The organism is Bradyrhizobium sp. 172, from assembly GCF_023101065.1.
In the GTDB taxonomy this organism is placed as follows: Bacteria; Pseudomonadota; Alphaproteobacteria; order Rhizobiales; family Xanthobacteraceae; genus Bradyrhizobium; species Bradyrhizobium canariense_D.
Window position 1 is genome coordinate 6,098,013 of record NZ_CP064701.1, and the last position, 20,574, is coordinate 6,118,586.

The following is a 20,574-nucleotide window of genomic DNA, read 5'->3' on the forward strand; positions in this document are numbered from 1 at the left end:
AACACCGGGAGAAATATGCAGTGATGTCCCCGGCTTTCCGTAGTCGTACGGACGCCGGAATCAGCGCATCGCTAACAAGGCATTAGCAAACCTATCGGAATCCGGCGCTCTCCGCCTTAGCTGAAGATCGCCTTAACCTTGTCCCAGAGCGAGGGATTGTCGGCCTCCGCATCGGCCTTCGAGGGCGTCGGCTGGGCGGCGCTCACGGGGTCGGACGCCGGGAAGGTATCTTTCAGACCGGCGTCGAGCTTGGCGTGGCGGTCGGCGGCGAGCGCTTCGTGCAGATCGTCGGCGTGCTTGTCATGCGGCGCGGGGTTGAATGTCTCAGCCATGGTCTCGTCCTCCGTTGGCTGGTCAACGCGGCCCAATTGCGCTTGGTTCCCCTGTTCCGCTTCGGGCCGTGGCGGTGTATCAGGAGCCCTAACCATCTTCAGGACCGTTCGTGCCCCAGTCTGCGACCAAACCATTCATCGACGTCCTCTCCGGCCCGCGGCAGGTCGTTCCGCCGATCTGGATGATGCGGCAGGCCGGCCGTTACTTGCCCGAATATCGCGAGGTGCGCGCCAAGGCCGGCGGCTTTCTCGATCTCTGCTTCAACCCGGAGCTTGCCGCCGAGGTGACGCTGCAACCGATCCGGAGGTTCGGCTTCGATGCGGCGATCATCTTCTCCGACATCCTGGTGATCCCCTATGCGCTCGGACGTTCCGTGCGCGTCGAGGTCGGCGAGGGTCCGCGGCTCGAACCGCTGGATGATCCCGCCAAGGTCGCAACACTGGCGAAGCACGCCGATTTCGGCAAGCTCGCGCCGGTGTTCGAGGCCCTCAAGATCGTGCGCAGCGCGCTCGATCCCAAGATCGCGCTGATCGGCTTCTGCGGCGCTCCGTGGACGGTGGCGACCTACATGGTCGCCGGCCAGGGTACGCCCGACCAGGCCCCGGCGCGGATGATGGCCTACCGGCATCCGGAGGCGTTCGCCGAGATCATCGACGTGCTGGTCGAGAACTCGATCGAATATCTGCTGGCGCAGCTTGCGGCCGGCGCCAGCGCCTTGCAGATCTTCGACACCTGGGCCGGCGTGCTGCCACCCTCCGAGTTCGCGCGATGGTCGATCGAGCCGACCCGGCGCATCGTCGAAGGCGTGCGCGCCAAGGTGCCGGACGCCAAGATCATCGGCTTTCCGCGCGGTGCCGGTGCGCAACTGCCCGGGTTCGTCGAGGCGACCGGCGTCAACGCCGTCAGCATCGACTGGACCGCGGAGCCGGCCTTCATCCGCGAGCGCGTGCAGAGCAAGGTTGCGGTTCAGGGCAATCTCGATCCGCTGGTGCTGATCACAGGCGGCGCCGCGCTCGACCGCGCGATCGACGATACGCTGGCGAATTTCGCGCAAGGGCGGTTCATCTTCAATCTCGGCCACGGCATCCAGCCGGAGACGCCGATCGCCCATGTCGAGCAGATGCTGAAGCGGGTTCGGGGCTGATTTATTTTGCGCCTGGGGAGCGGAAAAACAAAAAAACGCGAAAACAACTCCATGCACAGTAGAGAGGCCACGCCCGATCAATGACTTAGGGCGGACTGAAATCAGGTGCGCCGTCATCGCATCAGAGCGCGCCAACATTTGACCCGTCGGGCAAAACAGGCGCATGATGCCATCATCCCACCGACCCCCGCCTCGCGGCCGACTTAGCGCGGCCGGCTGCGCTCGATGATCTCCGCGGCGCCCTTGGCCAGCAGATCCAGTCCCACCGCACGGCCGAGTTCGCGTGGGCGATTGGCGGGGCCCGAACGCAAGGCTTCGATGATGGTGTTGCCGGAGAGATCGAGCACGGACGCGGTGAGCGACATCTGATCACCCGCAATGGTCGAAAAGCCCGCCACCGGCGAATTGCAATGGCCGTTCAGCACCCACAGCACCTCGCGCTCTGCATCGGCGCAGGCGTGGGCAGCGGGATCGTCGATCGATGCGAGGACGCGACGCGTCTGCCAGTCCTGCGCGGCGCATTCGACGGCGACGATGCCCTGCCCCGCTGCCGGCAGCATCTCGGCTGCGGTAAACTCGTAGGCGATGCGCTGTGAAAGGCCGACGCGGTCGAGGCCGGACCGCGCCATGATGAGCGCATCCGCAGGCCCCACCGCGCCGCCATCCGGCAGGCGCTGCTTCTCGCCATTGTCGAGTTTTCGCACGCGCGTGTCCGCGGCGCCGCGGAAGTGGATGATCTCCACGTCCGGAAACAACCGCCGCGCATAGGCGGCGCGGCGGACGGCGTTGGTGCCGATCTTGAAACCCTTGCCACGAGATTGGCGCAACGCCTCCAGCGTCACGCCGTCACGCAGCACCAGCGCGTCGTTGGGAGGATCGCGCGAGAGCGTGGCGCCGATCACGAGGCCGGGCGTGTCTTCGTTGCCGGGCATGTCCTTCAGCGAATGCATCGCCGCGTGGAGTTCGCCCGACAGCACCGCGGCGCGGATCTGCGCCACGAAGGCACCGCCCTTGCCGCCATGGGGCAACAGCTTACTGGTCTGGTCGAGATCGCCCGTGGTGTCGAACTTGACGATCTCGACGTCGAGATCGGGCATGGCGGCGGTCAGGCGGCGCGCGATCTCTTCCGTCTGTGCCAGCGCCATCGCGCTCTTGCGTGTGCCGATCTTGAATCGCGTAGCCAAGCCCAAATCCTCTCAAGACGCGAGTTTACCGCGCATCCTCCAATATCATGTCGGAGGCCTTTTCGGCGATCATGATGATCGGCGCGTTGGTGTTCCCCGACACGAGATCGGGCATGATCGAACCGTCGACGATTCGGAGGTCTTCGAGGCCCCTCACCTTCAGCCGCTGATCGACCACCGCGAGCGCATCATTGCCCATACGACAGGTCGAGGTTGGATGGTAGATGGTGCTGCCCCGCTCACGGCAATAGTCCAGCAGCTCGGCATCCGTGGACACCTTCGCTCCGGGATCGTACTCGTCGACCACGAACGGCTTCAGCGCCGGTGCATGCAATATCTTGCGCAGGATCTTCAGGCCTTCCACGTTGGTGGTGCGGTCGGTCTCGGTCGACATGTAGTTGATGCGGATCTCCGGCGGCACTGTCGGGTCGGCGCTCTTGATGCGCAAGGACCCGCGGCTTTCGGGACGGAGCTGGCACACCGACGCCGTGAAGCCGGAGAAATCGTGCAGCTTCTCGCCCATCTTGTCGGTCGAGAACGGCAGGAAGTGGACCTGGATGTCGGGCGAGGCCAGCCGCGGACTGGTCTTGAAGAACGCGCCCGCCGTGCCGGCCGCGATCGTCAGCCAGCCTTTGCGGAACAGCGCATAGCGCGCGCCAGCCATGGTGCGGCGGAGCGGATGATTGACGGTGTCGTTCAGCGTGATCTTCTGCGAGCAGCGCATCACGATGCGGACCTGCATGTGGTCCTGGAGATCGTGCCCGACGCCCGGCGCGTCCAGCACGACGTCGATGCCGTGCTTGCGCAGGAGGTCGGCGGGTCCGACGCCGGAGAGCTGGAGCAGCTGCGGCGAGTTGTAGGCGCCGCTCGACAGCACGACCTCCTTGCGCGCACGGGCGCGGCGCAATGTGGCGCCCTGACGGTATTCAACGCCGATCGCGCGGCGGCCCTCGAACAGCACGCGCTGGCCAAGCGCGCCAGTTTCGATCTTGAGATTGCGACGGGCCTTGGCGGGGCCGAGATAGGCCACCGCCGTCGAGGCGCGGCGGCCGTTGCGCGTCGTGGTCTGGAACAGGCCGACGCCTTCCTGGGTGGCGCCGTTGAAATCAGGATTGTAGGGCAGACCGGTCTCGACCGCGGCATCGATGAAGGCCTTCGACAGCGGGTCGGTCACCACCATGTTGGAGACCGGCAGCGGGCCGCCGCTGCCGTGGTATTGATCGGCGCCGCGCGACTGGTTCTCGGCCTTCTTGAAATAGGGCAGCACGTCGTCATAGCCCCAGCCGGCGTTGCCGCGCTGACGCCATCTGTCGTAATCCTCGTGCTGACCGCGGACATAGAGCAGGCCGTTGATCGAGCTCGATCCGCCCAGCGTCTTGCCGCGCGGCTGGAACACCTGACGGCCCTTCAGCTCAGGCTCCGGTTCGGTCTGGTACATCCAGTTGACGGTCTTTTCCTTGAACAGCTTGCCGTAGCCGAGCGGCACGTGGATCCAGATGTTGGAATCCTTCGGGCCTGCCTCGAGCAGCAGCACGCTGTGCTTGCCGTTGGCCGACAGCCGGTTGGCGAGCACACAGCCGGCAGAGCCGGCACCGACGATGATGTAGTCGAATTCAGGGTCGGAGGGTGTCAGGGAGGAAGTTGCGTTCATGCGCTACTGTTCTTTTTGTTGACGGGCGTTTCCAATCATCACTTAGCACGATCATGCAGCCACGCGCAGCGCCTCGACCAGCGACCTGAACGCACGGGCATATTCCGCACCCGCCCTTGCGATATCGGCGCGTCCGGCGCAGGCGACGGCGGCCTCCGTTACCGCGCCGAGCAGCAGCCGGGCCAGCGGCTCGACCGGCTGCCGCGCGATCAGGCCGGCCTCCATCGCCGCCGCAATCGCGCGCGGCAGCTTGCCGCCGAAATGTTTGGCGTCGATCTCGCGCCAGCGCTCCCAGCCGAGCACGGCCGGGCCGTCGCGCAGGATGATCTGGCCGGTCGGGCCCTTCGCGGTCGCGGCGAAATAATGCTGGGTGCCGGCGACCATCGCGGCAAGCACGTCCTTCTCGGCACGGGCCGTGCTGTCGATTTCGGCGACGAGGTCGCGCGAGACCTCATTGAACACCGCTTCGAACACCGCCTCCTTGGTCTTGAAGTGATGATACACCGCGCCCTTGGCGACGTGGGCGGCTTCGGCGATCTCGTCCATCGTCGTCGCGACAAAGCCTTGCGTCCCGAACAGGCGGCGCGCCGCCGTCAGGATCGCCTCCGATGTCGCAGCCCGCCGCTCCGCCTGTTTCGCCATGGGTCTGCTGTAGTCGAAATGGACGAGGACAGCCAGTTGACTTTTCGACCGTCGGTCGGTATTTACCGACCAACAGTCGGTTTTATTCGTGAGGTGCACCATGCCGAGCCGTGATGTCGTCGAAGCTTTTGCCAAACGATTGGAGGACGGGGATTTCGTCGGGGCGATCCTCGACTACTACACGCCGGACGCCGCCACCTATGAAAACCAGGGCGATCCCGTGGTCGGACGCGACAAGCTCGCCGCCAAGGAGCGCGGCGTGCTGGCAGCCTTCAAGGAGGTCAAGGCGGTGCGCATTGGGCCGAGCCTGATCGAAGGGGATCATGTCGCGACGCGCTGGAGATTCAGCTTCACCAATGCCGAAGGCATCATCCGAACGTTGGATGAGATCGCATGGCAGACCTGGCGGGGCGATCAGTTGATCGAAGAGCGGTTCTATTACGATCCGAAGCAGTTGGGGCGGTGATGCCTGAAGCACAACTGTCATCGCCCGGCTTGACCGGGCGATCCAGTACTCCGAGACAGGCGTGATTGATCCGATAGGCCGCGGCGTACTGGATGCCCCGCCCCAGTGCGCAAGTGCGCACAAGGCGAGGCATGACAGCGGAATTGGTAGCGAACATAGCCTCCCGTCACAGCCGTAACGCGAGGCGCCGCATTTGTATCGATTTGTTATCGATACAATATCGCGAACACGCAGAAGTGGTCAGAGCAATCGTCGCAAGTTTGGATAATTCATAGTTCGTCAAAGGTTTGCAGCGAATTCTCCTGACCGGGCCGGACAAGCGGCCCATGCTGCTAGGCTCTGGAATGCGGACTCAAACGACCAGCTATTTCGCGCGGCTGTTCGCCGGCGATCTGTCGGCCTTTGGCGGTCCCGTAACCGACGAAGCCGTCGCCGGCCATATCCGCGCCGAACAGATGTCGCTGGTGCTCGGCTATTCGGTCGGCATCATGCTGGCCAATGCCTGCAACGCCGGGGTACTCGTCGTCGCGCTGTGGCATTCGCCGGACTTGAAGCTGGCCTTGATCTGGGCCGCCATCGTGGCGGGCGCCGCGATCGCGTTCGGCCTGCAATCCCATGCCGCGCGCCGCATCACCAAACCGCAATTCGTCTCGCGCCGGGCCATGCATCGGCTGGTGCGCAATGCTTTCATCCTCGGCGCCGCCTGGGGCACCGTTCCGGTCGCATTCTTCGTCAATGCCTCAACGGGCGGGCAGCTCGTCATCACCTGCCTTTGCTCGGGGATGCTGGCGGGGGGCGCGCTGGCCTTCGCCACCATCCCGATCGCCGCGATCGCATTCACGGCCCCGATCTTCGCTGGCATCGCGATCTGCCTCGGCAGGAATGGCGATCCGGCGTTTCTGCTGATCGCTTTCCTGGTGGTCGTCTACGGATCAGTGCTGCTGCGCAGCGTGTTCGTCAATTCGATCGCGTTCGCACGGCGCGTGATGCGGCAGATCGAGGCCGAGCGTACGGTGCGGCAGGACTCGCTGACCCATCTGCCCAATCGCGTCGCGTTCAACGAAACGCTCGATGCAGCCTTGAAGCGGCTCGCTCTGTCCGGCGAGGAATTCGCGGTGCTTCTGCTCGATCTCGATCGTTTCAAGGAGGTCAACGACAAGTTCGGCCATCCCGCCGGCGACGAGTTTCTGGTCCAGATCGCGAGCCGCCTGCAACGCTGCACCCGCGCGGCCGAGCATGTCGCACGCATCGGCGGCGACGAGTTCGCGCTGGTGATGGCCAATCGGGCGCGGCCGGAGGATGCGCTCGAGATCGCCGAGCGCTTCGTCGCGGCCTTCGACGAACCGTTCCAGATCGAGGGTCGCCAGATCGTCGGCGCGACCAGCGTCGGCATCGTGCTGGCGCCGCGCGACGGCAGCACGCAACTCGACATCATGAAGAACGCCGACACCGCGCTCTACCGCGCCAAGAAGGCCGGACCCGGCACGGTGTGTTTCTTCGAGGAAGCCGACGACCGCTCGTCACGCGACCGCAAGGCGCTGCAATCGGATCTGGAAGGCGCCGTCGCCAGGAACGAGCTGTTCCTGGTGTTCCAGCCGTTCCTCGACCTCGACGGCAACCGCATCACCGGCTTCGAGGCACTGCTGCGCTGGCAGCATCCCCAGCGCGGACTGGTGCCGCCGAGCGAATTCATACCGATCGCCGAGCAAACCGGCTTGATCCACGAGATCGGCGAATGGGTCGTCCGCCGCGCCTGCGCGACGGTTGCCGAGTGGCCCGAAGAGATCAGGGTCGCCGTAAATTTCTCGGCCGCGCAGTTTCACAACAACGGCCTCCTCCAGATCATCGTGCAGGCGCTCGCGGACGCGAAGATCGCCCCGCACCGGCTCGAGATCGAGATCACGGAATCGATGCTGCTGTCGAAATACGCCTCGGCCGCGTCGGTCCTGAACGCGCTGCTGGAGCTCGGCGTCACCGTGGCGCTCGACGATTTCGGCACCGGCTTCTCCTCGCTGACTTACCTGCGCAAGCTGCCGTTCAGCCGCATCAAGATCGACCAGTCCTTCATCCGCGACATGCTGGTGCAGCCCGACTGCGCCGCGATCGTGAAATCGGTGATTGGGCTCGCGCGCGACCTGCGCATCGGCGTGGTCGCCGAAGGCGTCGAGACCGCCGACCAGCTCGAATATCTGCGCCAGATCGGTTGCGACGAGGTGCAGGGTTATCTCATCAGCCGGCCGGTGTCGGCGGATGGCGTTCTGGCGCTGCTTGATCCGAAGAAGTTGCGGGCGACCTACGCGGCGTAGCCACCAAAGCATTCACGGCGTCACGGCCGGGCCTGTCCATCCACACCTACGACATCGCACGAAGAACGTGGATGCCCGGGCCTTCGCCTCGCCGAAGCGGCTCCGACCGCGCAGGCGGGACAAGCCCGGGCATGACGACCTCACCTCAGACCGGATCCGCCCGCAGCAGCGTGTCCACCGTGATGGTGCCCCGCGCGCGGGAAACGCAGGCGCAGATCTTCTGGTTGCTTTGCTTCTGATGGTCGCTGAAGAAGACGTCGCGATGGTCGATCTCGCCGTCGATCGCGACCACGTCGATGGCGCAGAGGCCGCATTCGCCCCGCTTGCAATCGTACATCACGTCGTGGCCGCTGGCGTTGAGCACGTCCAGCATCGAGCGCTCGCGCGGGATCTCCAGCTCGACATCGGAGCCCTTCAGGCGCACGCGAAATGTCTCAGTCGGCAGCGTGCCGCTGGAGCCGAAAGTCTCGTAGCGGAGATCGGGAAGCGGATGGCCGGCGCCGATCCAGGCGTGGCGCGCGGCATCCAGCATGCGCATCGGGCCGCAGAACAGCGCCAGCGTGTCTTTGGGCACCGAGGCGAACAGGGCGTCGAGATCGAGCCGCTTGCCCTCATCGCTGGCGTGAACGACCAGGCGATCACCCAGCGTTGCGGCGAGATCGTCGAGATAGGCGGCCTCGGTGCGCGAGCGCACCGCGTAATGCAGCGTGACATCGGTGCCGCGCCGGGCCAGCGCCTGCGCGGCACCGAGGATCGGGGTGATGCCGATGCCGCCGGCGATCAGGCAGTAGTTTTGGCGTGCCCAATCGACGGCGAGCAGCGAGGCGGGCGTCGTGATGTCGAGCCGCGCGCCCGGCCGTAACGACCACATATAGCGCGAGCCGCCACGCGAGTCCTCGGCGCGGCGCACGGCGATCCTTAGACCCTGGGACGAGGCTTCCCCGACCAGCGAATAGGACCGCGTCTCGGGCTGCCCGTCGATGGTAACGCTGATATTGATGTGGCTGCCGACCGGATAGGCCGTGCCGTCGAACTGGTCGGGCCGGATCAGGAATTCGCGGATGCCGGGTGCGAGATCGCGCATCGAGACGAGCGTCGCCGGAATCCAGGTTTCGATGAAGCGCATGGTGACTGCCCTCAATCGGTTGCGGACTTGATCAGCGCAAGCGCCGGCAAGAGGTCGAGATGGGTCCGGTTGCGCAGTGCGAGCCGCAAATTGCGCACCGCGAGCCGCGCATGCTCGCGCATGACCGCTTCGGCGCGGGCGCCTTCGCGGTTCTCGATGGCGTCGATCACGACGCGGTGGTGCTCCTGCCCGATGATCAGGATTTGCTGTGCCTCGGGCAGCGCCGACTGCGCCATCACGAAACCGCTCGGCGACGCAAACGGCAGCGACGAGGCGCGGTCGATCTGCCGGATCAGCGGCGGGCTACGCGACAATTCGGTGAGCAGGGCGTGGAAGCGCGCGTTCAGCGTGACATAGGACGAGAACGCATCGACCGAGATCGGCACCTGGCGCAACAACTCGTCGATCGCGGCGAGGCACTCCTTCAGCGGCTCGAGCTCGCGCGCGGAGACGCCGCGCTCGGCGGCAAAGCGCGCGGCGAGCCCTTCCAGCGTGCCGCGAAGCTCGATGGAATCGGAGATGTCGCGCTCGGAGAACGCCTTCACCATGAAGCCGCCGGAGGGAATCGCCTCCAAGAGGCCCTCCTCCTCCAGCCGCACCAGCGCCATGCGCACCGGGGTGCGCGAGGCGCCGGTGGTCTCCACCGCCTGGAGCTCGGAGATGCGCTCGCCCGGGCGCAACGAGCCCGACAGGAGCTGGTCGCGCAGCGCGAGCTGCGCCTTCACGGTCTGCGAGACGGAGCGGTCGACCTCGCGCTCGGCCATGTCGGCTTACTCCGCGGCCTGAAGATGCTGCGGCGGATTTTCCTTTGCCACCATCTTGTCGATCAGCTTGCGCGTCCACATCGCGCCGGCGTCGATGTTGAGATTGTAGAAGATGCGATCCGGGTTCTCGTCCATCGCGCGCTGCTGCGCCTCGAGGATCAGCTCGTCCTCGTGGAAAATGCCGGAGACGCCGTCCCGGATCTCGGTGGTGATGCGCTGCTCACCGAGCTGATAATTGCGCACGAAGGCCCAGAAATAGTGGCAGGTCTTCTCGGTCTCGGGCGTGATGGTGTTGAGCACGAAGCCGTTGACGCCCTGCGAGCGGTCGCCTTCCGGCGCGCCGGTGCCGGTCGGGGCCACGCCGACGTCGATGGCAATGGTGCAGGGCGCTTCGAAACGGATGATCTGCCAGCGGTCGACGAGGCCGGACTTGCCGAGTTGTTTCGCCCAGAACGGCGGCGCCTCGATGCCGCGCATCCAGCGCGTCACCGTGACCGTCTTTTCGCCATGGGTGACGTCGAACGGCGCCTCCGCGACCGCCTCGTTGCCGATGGAAGAGCCGTGCACGAAGGTCTCGTGGGTGAGGTCCATGAGGTTGTCGAGCACGAGGCGATAGTCGCAATTGACGTGGATGGTCTTGCCGTCGCCGGCCCAGGCGGGGTCGTGATTCCAGTGCAGGTCGGGCACCAGCGCAGGATCCGCCAGCGCGGGATCGCCCATCCAGAGCCAGATGTAGCGATGACGCTCGACCACCGGATAGGCGCGCACGCAGGCCGACGGGTTGATGGTCTCTTGCGAGGGCATGAAGGTGCAGCGCCCTTGCGCGTTGTACTTCAGGCCGTGATAGCCGCAGACGACGGTGTCGCCTTCGAGCCTACCCTTGGACAGCGGCACCAGGCGGTGCCAGCAGGCATCCTCCAGCGCAGCCACCGAACCATCGGCCTTGCGGTACATCACGACGTGCTTGCCGCAGATCGTCCGCGGCAGCAGTGCCGGCTTCACATCGGCGTCCCAGGCGGCGGCATACCAGGCGTTCATCGGGAAGGGTTTTGTCACCGGTTCACTCCCAAGGCTTGTGGATACGTTATGTATACAATAGCGATTCCGTTCAAGGGCGGATGGGAGCGTATTATAATACCTTTATCTCGCATCGTGTATACAAATCTGTTCCGCTGTCATTCCCCGCGAAAGCGGGGAATCCAGTACTCCGCGGCGGTTGTTGGTTTACTCAACTGGCGCCACGGCGTACTGGATCACCCGCTTTCGCGGGTGATGACACCTGTTGATGCGGCGAGTCCCCCCCGGGGGAGCAGTGGCAGCGGCGCTTTGGCTCGACGACTACGCCCCGAACACCTTCGCCAACCCTGTCTGAGCCTCCTGCTGAATCGCCTTCAGGTGCTCGGGGCTGCGAAAACTCTCCGCGTAGATCTTGTAGACGTCCTCGGTGCCTGACGGCCTTGCGGCGAACCAGCCGAAATCGGTCTCGACCTTGATGCCGCCGAACGGCTGGCCGTTGCCGGACGCCTTGCTCAGGGTGGCGCGGACGGGATCGCCGGCGAGATCCTTCAGGCCGAACTGCTCGGGCGTGACGGACTTCAGGATGTTCTTCTGCGGCGTGGTGGCGGCGACGTCGATGCGCGCGTAATGGGGCACGCCGAACTCGACGGTGAGATCGTTGAAGAGCTGGCTCGGATCGCGGCCGGTCTTTGCCATGATCTCGGCCGCGAGCAGGCCGAGGATGATGCCGTCCTTGTCGGTGGTCCACACCGTGCCGTCGCGACGCAGGAACGAGGCGCCTGCACTCTCCTCGCCGCCGAAGCCGAAGCCGCCCGTGAGCAGGCCGTCGACGAACCATTTGAAGCCGACCGGGGTCTCGACCAGCTTGCGGCCGAGTTTTTTCGCGACGCGGTCGATGATCGAGCTCGACACCACCGTCTTGCCGATCGCGGCGCCCTTGCCCCAGTTCGGGCGGTGCGCGAACAGATAGAAGATCGCGGTCGCGAGATAATGGTTCGGATTCATCAGGCCGCCGGTGCGCGTCACGATGCCGTGGCGGTCGGCGTCGGTGTCGTTGGCGAAGGCGACGTCGAAGCGGTCGCGCATCGCGATCAGGCTCGCCATCGCGTAAGGCGAGGAACAGTCCATGCGGATCTTGCCGTCCCAGTCCACCGTCATAAAACGGAACGTCGGGTCGATCGCCTCGTTCACCACGGTTGCCTTCAGGCCGTAGCGCTCGATGATCGGATGCCAGTAATGCACGGCGGCGCCGCCGAGCGGATCGATGCCGATATTCACGCCGGCGGATTTGACCAGGTCGAGATCGACCACGTTGCCGAGATCGGCGACATAGGGTGTGACGAAGTCATAGGCGTGGACGTTCGCGGCTTTGCGTGCCCTGGCGTAGTCGATGCGGTTCACGCCTTTGAGGCCGTCGGCGAGATAGGCATTGGCGCGCTTCTCGATCACGGAGGTCGCGTCGGTGTCGGCCGGTCCACCATGCGGCGGATTGTATTTGTAGCCGCCGTCCTCGGGCGGATTGTGCGAAGGCGTGACGACGACGCCGTCGGCAAGGCCGGAGGTGCGGCCCTTGTTGTAGGTCAGGATCGCATGCGAGATCACCGGCGTCGGCGTGTAGCCGCCGTCCTTGTCGATCATGATGTCGACGCCGTTGGCCGCGAACACCTCGACGGCGCTGACCAGCGCCGGCTCGGCCAGCGCATGGGTGTCGATGCCGATAAAGAGCGGACCGGTCAGCCCCTTTTCACGTCGGTAATCACAGATTGCCTGCGTCGTCGCGAGGATATGGCCCTCGTTGAAGCTGGTTTTGAACGAGGTGCCGCGATGGCCGGAGGTGCCGAACGCCACCCGCTGCGCGGGATCGGCGACATCAGGCTTGCCGGCGAAATAGGCCGTCACCAGCCGCGGAACGTTGGTGAGCGCGTCCGGCGAGGCCTGCTTGCCCGCCGCGGGATGAACATCAGCCACTGGATATACCTCGTCCTGTCGTAGAATTGCGCGATACCATAGCATCGGCCAAGCCCCCGCCAAGAGCACAACACCCGCGATGGGGCGGCCGTTCCTGGGATCATGCTATGGTCTTTTGATCGGGGCTTTTCGAGTCGGGGCATGACGCTGTTTCAGAGGCTCTTGGTTGTTCTGATGGCCTGGTTTGCGACGGCTGGCATCGTGCCCGATGCAATGGCCGCGGAGTTCTACACCGAGGACTTGCGTATCCCGATGGCCGAGGCCGGACCGCAGGGCCTGGAGGCGTTCCTGGTCCGGCCAGCCGGGACCAAGCGCTATCCGCTCGCGCTGCTCAGCCACGGCTCGCCGCGCAGTTTCGACGATCGCGCGACGATGTCCGCGCACAAATATTACGGCATCGCTCTCGAATATGCCCGGCGCGGTTTCGCCGCGCTGATCGTGATGCGGCGCGGCTACGGCACCTCGCCCGGCGGGCGCGTCGACAGCGTCGGCGGCTGCGCCAATGCCGCTTATCTGCCGGCGGCGGCGGTCGCGGTGGCGGATTTGCGCGCGGCGATCGAGGCGATGGTGCGCAGGGCCGACGTCACCACCTCGGGCATGATCGCGGCCGGCCATTCCGCCGGCGGGTTCGCCACTGTCGCCTTGACCGCGCAGGCGCCAGCGGGTCTCGCCGCCGCGATCAGCTTTGCCGGCGGGCGCGGCTCGCGCGACGATGACGACGTCTGCAATCCGAACGGGCTGGTGCAGGCCTTCGCCACGTTCGGCAAAACCTCCCGCGCGCCGATGCTGTGGGTCTACGCCGCCAACGATTCGTACTTCGGTCCCGACCTCGCGCGCCGCCTCCATGACGGATTTCGCGCCAGCGGCGGCAACGCGAAATTCGTCGCAGCGCCGCCTTACGGCGACGATGGCCACTATCTCTATTCGGTGGTGAGCCGTCCGCAATGGACGCCCTATCTCGACGCCTTCCTGCGCGAGCGAGGTCTCGGCCACGACGTCCTGAGCCCGCCCGATCCGCTGCCGCCGCCGGGCCAGCTCAGCGAGGCCGCGCGGGCCGAGTTCGCGCGCTATCTCGCCAGCACGATGCCGCACAAGGCTTTTGCGGTGTCGCCGAACGGCGGTTACGGCTGGCGTACGGGGCGCGCGACCGCCGACGACGCCCAGCGCGATTCACTTGGCGCCTGCACAAAATGGTCACCCACCTGCACACTCTATGCGGTCGACGACAAATTGGCCGGGGCTGCGCCAAGCACATCAACCGACCAGAGCTCGCGGTCGCGATAGCTTCATTGCGCCGCTGGCCGGTCGCGCCGTCCGAGCCAGGCCGCCAGAAAATCGGTTGTTAACTCGAAAGATATAATACATGTCCATGCTGCGGGATCGAACACACATCAATGCCCGCGCGGCGTGGACACACGTTGCGATCGCTGTGCTTTGGTTGGCATCCACCTCCGTGCACGCTCAGGGCAGCGCTCTGAACGCCGCGGAACCGGCGTTGGCGGCTGGCGGTCACGATGCAGATCTCGGCGCTGGAGAGACGCCGGCCTCGCGGGCGGCGATTCGAAAAATTATCGAAAGAGAAACGGCCAGGACCGATCTGCCCGCCGACATCGCGGAGGCCGTCGTCTTCGTTGAAAGCGGATACAATCCGGGCACCATTGGCGCCGTCGGCGAGATCGGCCTCATGCAAATTCGACCCGAAACGGCAGCGATGCTCGGATTTCGGGGACATAACGCAGAGCTCGCAGAGCCCGATATCAACATCCACTATGGCGTTCTCTATCTGAGCCGCGCATGGCGCCTGGCAGGCGGGGACCTTTGCCGCGCCCTGATGAAATATCGAGCCGGTCATGACGAGGAGTCCATGACGCCGCGCTCCCAGGTCTACTGTAATCGCGCCCGCAATCGTCTTGTCGCCATGAACTCGACGAATGTGGGAAACCAGGCTGCCGCCGTCCCAGATGTGGCACCGGCGCCAACTCCGGCGCCCACCGTCTCGAAGTCGGCGCACAATCAGAAATCAGCGCACAATCAAAACAGACCGGCACAGCCGAAGGACGTTTACGCACGTTACGGTCAAGGCACGGCGGTCGCGAGCAGGGCATACTGGGCAGCACAGGAAGCCCGGGTCCGCATCATCAAGGCTCGCGTCGAAGCCAAGTGGAAACGGGTCGCATCACGCCAATAGAATTAGAGTCGCCTGCCTTGAGACGAGCAGCGATTGGACGAACGACATTTTTGAAACCGGACTTTGAAACCGAACCTGAATAGAGATCATGCACAATAGTTTGAGAGTTTTGTTTGCAATCTTCGCGACCGGCGCCGTGGCGCTGTCGGCCTTTCTCGCCATTCGGTTCCTGGTCGGCTTCAGTGGCTGAACCCGACGGCTCAGCCGGCACCGTTTCGTGCTGCGCCCGGCTTCTAGAGCCGCTCGCTCAGCGCGAGCTTGTAGCCGACGCCGGTGACCGTGGTGATGACGGGCGTGCCGCTGCCGACGAGCTTGCGGCGCAGCCTCGCCACCAAGGCATCGACGGTGCGGATGTCGACCTCGGCCTGGCGATTGCTGACGACCTCGATCAGATAGTCGCGGCTAAGCGGCCTGCCGTCGGCACCGACGAGCGCCGCGAGCAGGTCGAATTCGGCGCGCGTCAGCGCCACCGGCTTGCCGTCGCTGCCGAGCAGCTCGCGCCGCGTCAGGTCGATGATCCAGTCGCCGAAGGCGATCGAATTGTGGTTGCGCGCCGCCTTGCGGTCGATCGAGCGCCGCCGCAGCACGCTTCGCGCGCGCGCGAGCAGATCGCGCAGATCGATCGGCTTGGTGACGTAGTGGTCGCCCGCGACCTCGAGGCCGAGGATGCGATCGACGTCGGTGTCGCGGCGGGTCACGAAGATGATGCCCGCGTTGCTGGTCGCCTGGATCTCCTTGGCGAGATCGAAACCGTCGCCGTCGGGCAGCTGCACGTCGAGGAAGACGAGATCGGTCCGCGTCCGCAGCGCCTGGCGGCATTCCGCGCAGGAGCCGGCGCCGACCACGTCGAAATTGTTCTCGCTGAAATAGCCGACCAGCATCGTCCGCGTCACCGGATCGTCCTCGACGACGATCAGCCGCTCGCGGCCAGCGACACGCAATTCCTGAACTGCGGAATCAGCCACGATGTTGGATGTCCTGTGTGCTTGCGAACTGGCCTGGATGCTCAGGTCGCCGAGCGCGCCGTCCTGTGAACGTACATTCACGACTGTTCGAGCCCCCTCGAATTGCCTGCTGCAACACTAGGCGCGTTATCGCGCCCAAACAACATTGGTCACGATCTGGCCGAATTAAGTATGAATTGGCCCACACTTCTCGTCCCGCGCATCGTGTTCGGGGGCCCCGCACAAGCGGTTGTTGTGGGGGCTGACGGCCGTCCCACGGACGCTTGCCTCGCCAAACGCTTCAAATCTACTGTAACGCCCGAAAAGTCTGCCCCAGGAGGTGGCGCCATGGAAGTCATCCTGCTCGGCACCGGCGGCCCGCGCCCGGACCCGCGCCGCATGGCGACGACAACGCTGATCAGGCTCGGCGGAGAAAATATCCTGATCGACGCAGGCCGCGGCGTCATGGTGCAGCTCAGCAAGGCCGGCGTGCCGCTCGGCTCGATCAACACGGTCTTTCTCACCCATCACCATTTCGACCACATCGGCGACCTCTACGACGTGATGCTCAATTCATGGCTGCACGGGCGCAAGGACGATCTGCGCATCTATGGACCGCCGGATACCGAACGGCTCGTCAATACGCTGGTCACGCAGGTCTACGACAAGGACATCGCCTGGCGCGATCAGGGCGAGCCGAGCTTCGGCGGCTGGAAACCTGTCGTCGCGACCGACATTATACCGGGCCCCGTTCTCGACACCGGGCGCTGGAAGATCAGTGCCGAACTCGTCTCGCATGGCGACGGCCTCGACATGTCGCCGGCCTTCCTCGCACGCTGGACGTGCCTCGGCTACCGCTTCGAGGCCGAAGGCAAGGTCATCGCAATTTCCGGCGATACGGTGCCGTGCCCCGGTCTCGAACGACTGGCTGAGGGGGCCGATCTGCTGGTCCAGTGCTGCTTTCTCGCCACGCCGGAGATCGACAACGAGCACCTGCGCCGGCTTGCGAAATTCACGATCGCCTGCGGCGATACAGTCGGCAAGGTCGCGGCCAAGGCCGGCGTCAAGAAGCTCGCGCTGACTCATCACCGGCCTCGCACCGATGATTCCATGCTGAATGCGCTGCTCGCGGATGTCAGGCGGGACTACGCGGGTCCTGTCGTGCTCGGCGAGGACCTCACGCGGATCGAGGTCTGAGAACTCGAGATGCGCGAAGGCCGTCCGGCCTCAGGACGATCCAACCTCAACCCGAAATGACAATTGCTCTTCCGTCCCGGGCGCGATGTGCATCAGGCCCGCCTTGTCAGTGAATTCGCCGTCGAAGCCGGCGGGACTGGCATAGCCGCGCCAAGGCTCGATGCAGAGGAACGGCGCGCCCGACGGTTTCGACCAGACGCCAAGCTCGCGAAAGCCGCGCCATGACATTTTCAACCACGGCCCGGTGGACGCGCCCTGCTCCGCGGCATAGCGGACCGAAGTGCTCGCAATCCGATCGAAGATGATTGCGTCGTCGACGAACAGGGATTCTGACAGGGGCAACACGGAGCCTTGGACCGGGCTCGGCTCCGTTGCCGGACGCAGCAAGCCGCCGTCGAGACGGCGGACGGGGGATGGCTCTGCGTTCGCGAAGCTCAGCGCGTAACTCTCCTTCGCCAGTCCTGGTTGCAGCGGCCAGTTGAAAGCGGGATGGCCGCCGAGCGAGGCCGGCAACATCTCCTTGCCGGTGTTCGCGACCACGAGTGAAAGATCGAGACCGGATTCGTCGAGCGCATAGGTTGCCGTCAGGCGGAACGCAAAGGGGTAGAGCGCGCGCGTCGTCTCGCTGTCTTCGAGCACCAGGATACAGCGACTTTCGCCACGTTCCATCCACGCAAAGCGGCTGTCACGCGCGAAGCCGTGCTGGGTCATCCGGTAGGTCCTGCCCCGGTGCCGCAATTCGTCATTGGCGAGACGCCCGACGATCGGAAACAACAGCGGCGCATGGCGCGGCCAGGCCGCCCCCGCCTGCCAAACGAACTCGATGCCGGCATCGCTCGCCAGCGAACACATCTCCGCGCCTTGCGCCTTGATGGTCGCGGCGAGCCCGCCGCAGCGGATTGTGTGCGTGTCGTCGGTCATAACAGCCTGCTCCGATCATCGCAATTCGCAGGACAATTTCTAAATGTTCGCGGAATGTTGGAGCGACATTCTGCTCAAGAGCGCTGATAGTCGTCTTCAATCCGGATGATGTCGTCTTCCCCGAGATAGCTTCCCGTCTGGACCTCGATCAGCTCCAGCATGATTTTACCGGGGTTCTCCATCCGGTGCACCGCGCCCATCGGGATGTAGATCGACTCGTTCTCGTGCACGCTTTTGACGGTGTCGTTGACGGTGACGCGGGCGGTGCCGCGGACCACGATCCAGTGCTCGGCGCGATGATGGTGTTTCTGCAGCGACAGACGCCCGCCCGGCTTCACCACGATGCGCTTGACCTGGTGGCGCTCGCCATTGTCGACCGACTGGTAGCTGCCCCAGGGCCGATGCACCTTGAGGTGCTCCTCGGTGACCTTCGGTGCGACCGCCTTGAGTTTCGTGACCAGCCGCTTCAGCCCGTTGGCATCCTTCTGACGCGAGACCAGCACTGCGTCCGCGGTCGCGACCACGATGAGATCGTCGACGCCTTCGAGTGCGACCAGCGCGGCATCGGTGGTGACGTTGCAGTTGCGGCTATCTTCGAACACGGCGGCGCCGTGCGCGGCATTGCCTTGCGCGTCCTTGTCCGACAATTCCCACACCGCGTGCCAGGAGCCGACGTCGGACCAGCCGCACGACACCGGCACGACCGCTGCGCGCGCGGTCTTCTCCATCACCGCATAGTCGATCGAGATCGCCTTGGCCGCGCCGAACGCCTCGGGCTCCAGCGTCACGAAGCCGAGATCGCGACCGGCATTGGTCACGGCATTGGAGATGGTCTCCACGCTCGCCGCATCGACCTTGCGGTATTCGTCGAGCAATACGCTGGCCGGGAACATGAAGTTGCCGCTGTTCCAGAGATAGCCGGAATTGACATAGTCGGCTGCCTTCACCGCATCCGGCTTCTCGACAAAGCGCGCGACCGCGTGCACCTCGCCGGAGATGACCTCGCCCGGGCTGATATAGCCGTATTCGGTCGCCGGCCGCTCCGGATTGACGCCGAAGGTGACGATGCGCCCGGCGCTCGCGGCGGTGAGGCCCTGGCGGCACGCCGCGACGAACGCGGCATTGTCCTGCACCACGTGGTCGGCGGCGAGCGCGAGCACGATCGCCTCACTCGAGCGGTTCTGCGCGAACACCGCGCCGGCGGCGATCGCAGGACCGGAATCGCGCCGCATCGGCTCGAGGATCACGTCGGCCTCGATGCCGATTTCGGCGAGCTGCTCCAGCACCATGAAACGGTAGGAAGCATTGGTGATGACGATCGGGCGATCGAACAGCGAGGCCTCCGAGACGCGGAGCAGCGTGTCCTGGAAGGTCGAGCGCGTGCCGAACAGCGGCAGGAACTGCTTGGGGCGCACCTCGCGCGAAGCCGGCCACAGCCGCGTTCCGGCACCGCCGCACATGATCAGGGGGATAATTTTTTGGGACACGTGTGAGCTACTCAAGAGAGGGGTTTATACGCGGTGATAATTTCGGTACCATTCGACAAAGCGGCCCAAGCCATCCGCCAGCGGCGTCGAGGGCGTGAAGCCGACGTCGCGTTGCAGGGCCGAAATGTCGGCGCGCGTCTCGAGGACGTCGCCTGCCTGCATCGGCAAAAGCGTGCGGATCGCGGGCTTGCCGATGATCTTCTCCAGTGTCTCGACGAACTCGATCAAATCGACCGAGCAATTGTTGCCGATGTTATAGACGCGATACGGCGCATAGCTCGACGAGTTTTCCGGCTGCTCGGCGTTCCACGCGGGATTCGGCGTCGCGGGACGATCAAGGGTGCGGATCACGCCCTCGACGATGTCGTCGACATAGGTGAAATCGCGCCACATATTTCCATTATTGAAAAGCTTGATCGGCTCACCCGCAAAGATCGCGCGCGTGAAGAGCCAGGCGGCCATGTCGGGCCGGCCCCATGGACCATAGACAGTGAAGAAGCGAAGTCCGGTCACCGGCAGCTTGTGAACATGTGCGAACGTGTGCGCCATCAGCTCGTTGGCCTTCTTGCTCGCGGCATAGAGGCTGACCGGATGATTGACCGAATGCTCGGTCGAATACGGCAAGGTGCGATTGGCGCCATACACGGAGCTCGACGAGGCGTAGACGAGATGCGCCAGGCCGTGGCGCCGGCCCGCTTCGAGCACGGTGACGAAGCCATCACAATTGGCGCGGATGCTGGTGATGGGATCGTCGATCGATGCGCGCACGCCGGGCTGCGCCGCAAGGTGCACTACGCGGTCGGGCGAGACCTCGTCGAACACACGCGTCACCGCAGCGAAGTCTGCAAGATCGATCTCGTGGAATGTGAAAGCCTCATGCTTGAGCGTCTCGAGGCGAGCGCGCTTGAGCGCGGGATCATAGTAAGGGGTCACTGCGTCGATGCCGACAACTCGTTCCCCGCGCGCAAGCAAGCGCTCACAGACATGCATGCCGATGAAGCCGGCAGCGCCGGTAACCACCACGGGGGCCAAAATAAACTCCGTTGTCCGTCCTCATATACCGCATTGCCAGACTGAACCGGTAGAGGCAAGGGTTCAGCATTGGAGAACAGCCCCCTAGCATCGGCAAGCTTAATGCCGGGCGCTTCGGATGTCAGCCTTCCCCAAGTTAACCAGACGGGAGCGCCCTCTGCCTGCCGACGCAACATCAGGCGCGCGTCCATAAAAGGCTCCCGG

General features: G+C 64.8%; 18 protein-coding genes. 6 read left to right on the top strand and 12 right to left on the bottom strand.

The window, feature by feature from the left end:
• Nucleotides 1–116 precede the first annotated feature (116 nt).
• Complete coding sequence (locus tag IVB07_RS29290; RefSeq protein ID WP_007595236.1) at nucleotides 117–332, bottom strand: hypothetical protein; 216 nt, start codon at nucleotides 330–332, stop codon at nucleotides 117–119.
• Between the two features lie 110 nt (nucleotides 333–442).
• Between IVB07_RS29290 and hemE the strand changes: the two genes are divergently transcribed.
• Entirely contained in the window at nucleotides 443–1,477 is a 1,035-nt protein-coding gene (gene hemE, locus IVB07_RS29295; RefSeq protein ID WP_247363626.1) for a uroporphyrinogen decarboxylase, read from the top strand.
• A 203-nt stretch (nucleotides 1,478–1,680) separates the two neighbouring features.
• Here hemE and hemC read toward each other — a convergent pair whose 3' ends face one another.
• The 3 genes from hemC to IVB07_RS29310 are packed head-to-tail and all read right to left on the bottom strand — an operon-like array spanning nucleotide 1,681 to nucleotide 4,954.
• Nucleotides 1,681–2,661: a hydroxymethylbilane synthase gene (hemC, locus tag IVB07_RS29300; RefSeq protein ID WP_018455018.1), complete on the bottom strand. Its 981-nt coding sequence runs from the start codon at nucleotides 2,659–2,661 to the stop codon at nucleotides 1,681–1,683.
• A 25-nt stretch (nucleotides 2,662–2,686) separates the two neighbouring features.
• A complete protein-coding gene (locus IVB07_RS29305; protein WP_018455019.1) occupies nucleotides 2,687–4,312 on the bottom strand; it encodes a choline dehydrogenase in 1,626 nt (541 codons plus the stop codon).
• A gap of 51 nt (nucleotides 4,313–4,363) precedes the next feature.
• The gene (locus tag IVB07_RS29310) at nucleotides 4,364–4,954 is read right to left on the bottom strand and encodes a TetR/AcrR family transcriptional regulator (RefSeq protein ID WP_018455020.1); all 591 of its coding nucleotides are present in this window, start codon (nucleotides 4,952–4,954) and stop codon (nucleotides 4,364–4,366) included.
• A 100-nt stretch (nucleotides 4,955–5,054) separates the two neighbouring features.
• Here IVB07_RS29310 and IVB07_RS29315 point away from each other — a divergent pair, with 100 nt between their 5' ends.
• Together IVB07_RS29315 and IVB07_RS29320 are read left to right on the top strand one after the other, a co-directional pair.
• Nucleotides 5,055–5,420, top strand: coding sequence for a nuclear transport factor 2 family protein (locus IVB07_RS29315; RefSeq protein WP_018455021.1), 366 nt, complete (start codon nucleotides 5,055–5,057; stop codon nucleotides 5,418–5,420).
• 344 nt (nucleotides 5,421–5,764) lie between these two features.
• Complete coding sequence (locus tag IVB07_RS29320) at nucleotides 5,765–7,726, top strand: EAL domain-containing protein (RefSeq protein ID WP_018455022.1); 1,962 nt, start codon at nucleotides 5,765–5,767, stop codon at nucleotides 7,724–7,726.
• Nucleotides 7,727–7,871: 145 nt separating this feature from the next.
• Here IVB07_RS29320 and IVB07_RS29325 read toward each other — a convergent pair whose 3' ends face one another.
• The 4 genes from IVB07_RS29325 to pgm all read right to left on the bottom strand — a co-directional run bounded on the left by IVB07_RS29325 (nucleotide 7,872) and on the right by pgm (nucleotide 12,601).
• Nucleotides 7,872–8,852, bottom strand: coding sequence for a PDR/VanB family oxidoreductase (locus tag IVB07_RS29325; RefSeq protein WP_085349959.1), 981 nt, complete (start codon nucleotides 8,850–8,852; stop codon nucleotides 7,872–7,874).
• An 11-nt stretch (nucleotides 8,853–8,863) separates the two neighbouring features.
• Nucleotides 8,864–9,616, bottom strand: coding sequence for a GntR family transcriptional regulator (locus IVB07_RS29330; RefSeq protein WP_007595257.1), 753 nt, complete (start codon nucleotides 9,614–9,616; stop codon nucleotides 8,864–8,866).
• 6 nt (nucleotides 9,617–9,622) lie between these two features.
• On the bottom strand, nucleotides 9,623–10,672 hold the full coding sequence (locus IVB07_RS29335) for an aromatic ring-hydroxylating dioxygenase subunit alpha (RefSeq protein WP_026232861.1): 1,050 nt from the start codon (nucleotides 10,670–10,672) through the stop codon (nucleotides 9,623–9,625).
• A 282-nt stretch (nucleotides 10,673–10,954) separates the two neighbouring features.
• Nucleotides 10,955–12,601, bottom strand: coding sequence for a phosphoglucomutase (alpha-D-glucose-1,6-bisphosphate-dependent) (pgm, locus tag IVB07_RS29340; RefSeq protein WP_018455025.1), 1,647 nt, complete (start codon nucleotides 12,599–12,601; stop codon nucleotides 10,955–10,957).
• 141 nt (nucleotides 12,602–12,742) lie between these two features.
• Here pgm and IVB07_RS29345 point away from each other — a divergent pair, with 141 nt between their 5' ends.
• Together IVB07_RS29345 and IVB07_RS29350 are read left to right on the top strand one after the other, a co-directional pair.
• Nucleotides 12,743–13,885: an alpha/beta hydrolase gene (locus IVB07_RS29345; RefSeq protein WP_085357448.1), complete on the top strand. Its 1,143-nt coding sequence runs from the start codon at nucleotides 12,743–12,745 to the stop codon at nucleotides 13,883–13,885.
• A gap of 85 nt (nucleotides 13,886–13,970) precedes the next feature.
• Entirely contained in the window at nucleotides 13,971–14,789 is an 819-nt protein-coding gene (locus IVB07_RS29350; protein ID WP_039799270.1) for a transglycosylase SLT domain-containing protein, read from the top strand.
• Between the two features lie 233 nt (nucleotides 14,790–15,022).
• Here the strand turns inward: IVB07_RS29350 and IVB07_RS29355 are convergent, their stop codons facing one another.
• On the bottom strand, nucleotides 15,023–15,835 hold the full coding sequence (locus IVB07_RS29355) for a response regulator transcription factor (RefSeq protein ID WP_018455028.1): 813 nt from the start codon (nucleotides 15,833–15,835) through the stop codon (nucleotides 15,023–15,025).
• Nucleotides 15,836–16,081: 246 nt separating this feature from the next.
• Here IVB07_RS29355 and IVB07_RS29360 point away from each other — a divergent pair, with 246 nt between their 5' ends.
• A complete protein-coding gene (locus tag IVB07_RS29360) occupies nucleotides 16,082–16,930 on the top strand; it encodes an MBL fold metallo-hydrolase (RefSeq protein ID WP_018455029.1) in 849 nt (282 codons plus the stop codon).
• A gap of 30 nt (nucleotides 16,931–16,960) precedes the next feature.
• Here the strand turns inward: IVB07_RS29360 and IVB07_RS29365 are convergent, their stop codons facing one another.
• From IVB07_RS29365 to IVB07_RS29375, 3 genes are all read right to left on the bottom strand, one after another.
• Nucleotides 16,961–17,851 (bottom strand): aldose 1-epimerase family protein, encoded by an 891-nt coding sequence (locus IVB07_RS29365; RefSeq protein WP_085349964.1) that lies wholly within the window; start codon nucleotides 17,849–17,851, stop codon nucleotides 16,961–16,963.
• A 74-nt stretch (nucleotides 17,852–17,925) separates the two neighbouring features.
• Entirely contained in the window at nucleotides 17,926–19,338 is a 1,413-nt protein-coding gene (locus IVB07_RS29370; protein WP_247363630.1) for a mannose-1-phosphate guanylyltransferase/mannose-6-phosphate isomerase, read from the bottom strand.
• Between the two features lie 24 nt (nucleotides 19,339–19,362).
• A complete protein-coding gene (locus IVB07_RS29375) occupies nucleotides 19,363–20,370 on the bottom strand; it encodes an NAD-dependent epimerase (RefSeq protein WP_026233673.1) in 1,008 nt (335 codons plus the stop codon).
• Nucleotides 20,371–20,574 lie beyond the last annotated feature (204 nt).

What these genes read in the sequence shown, in the direction of transcription:
- IVB07_RS29330 (WP_007595257.1), bottom strand. Translation starts at nt 9,616, where the DNA reads ATGGCCGAGCGCGAGGTCGACCGCTCCGTCTCGCAGACCGTGAAGGCG.
- IVB07_RS29360 (WP_018455029.1), top strand. Translation starts at nt 16,082, where the DNA reads ATGGAAGTCATCCTGCTCGGCACCGGCGGCCCGCGCCCGGACCCGCGC.
- IVB07_RS29305 (WP_018455019.1), bottom strand. Translation starts at nt 4,312, where the DNA reads ATGAACGCAACTTCCTCCCTGACACCCTCCGACCCTGAATTCGACTAC.
- IVB07_RS29290 (WP_007595236.1), bottom strand. Translation starts at nt 332, where the DNA reads ATGGCTGAGACATTCAACCCCGCGCCGCATGACAAGCACGCCGACGAT.
- IVB07_RS29345 (WP_085357448.1), top strand. Translation starts at nt 12,743, where the DNA reads ATGACGCTGTTTCAGAGGCTCTTGGTTGTTCTGATGGCCTGGTTTGCG.
- IVB07_RS29320 (WP_018455022.1), top strand. Translation starts at nt 5,765, where the DNA reads ATGCGGACTCAAACGACCAGCTATTTCGCGCGGCTGTTCGCCGGCGAT.
- IVB07_RS29310 (WP_018455020.1), bottom strand. Translation starts at nt 4,954, where the DNA reads ATGGCGAAACAGGCGGAGCGGCGGGCTGCGACATCGGAGGCGATCCTG.
- IVB07_RS29315 (WP_018455021.1), top strand. Translation starts at nt 5,055, where the DNA reads ATGCCGAGCCGTGATGTCGTCGAAGCTTTTGCCAAACGATTGGAGGAC.
- IVB07_RS29325 (WP_085349959.1), bottom strand. Translation starts at nt 8,852, where the DNA reads ATGCGCTTCATCGAAACCTGGATTCCGGCGACGCTCGTCTCGATGCGC.
- IVB07_RS29365 (WP_085349964.1), bottom strand. Translation starts at nt 17,851, where the DNA reads ATGACCGACGACACGCACACAATCCGCTGCGGCGGGCTCGCCGCGACC.
- IVB07_RS29350 (WP_039799270.1), top strand. Translation starts at nt 13,971, where the DNA reads ATGCTGCGGGATCGAACACACATCAATGCCCGCGCGGCGTGGACACAC.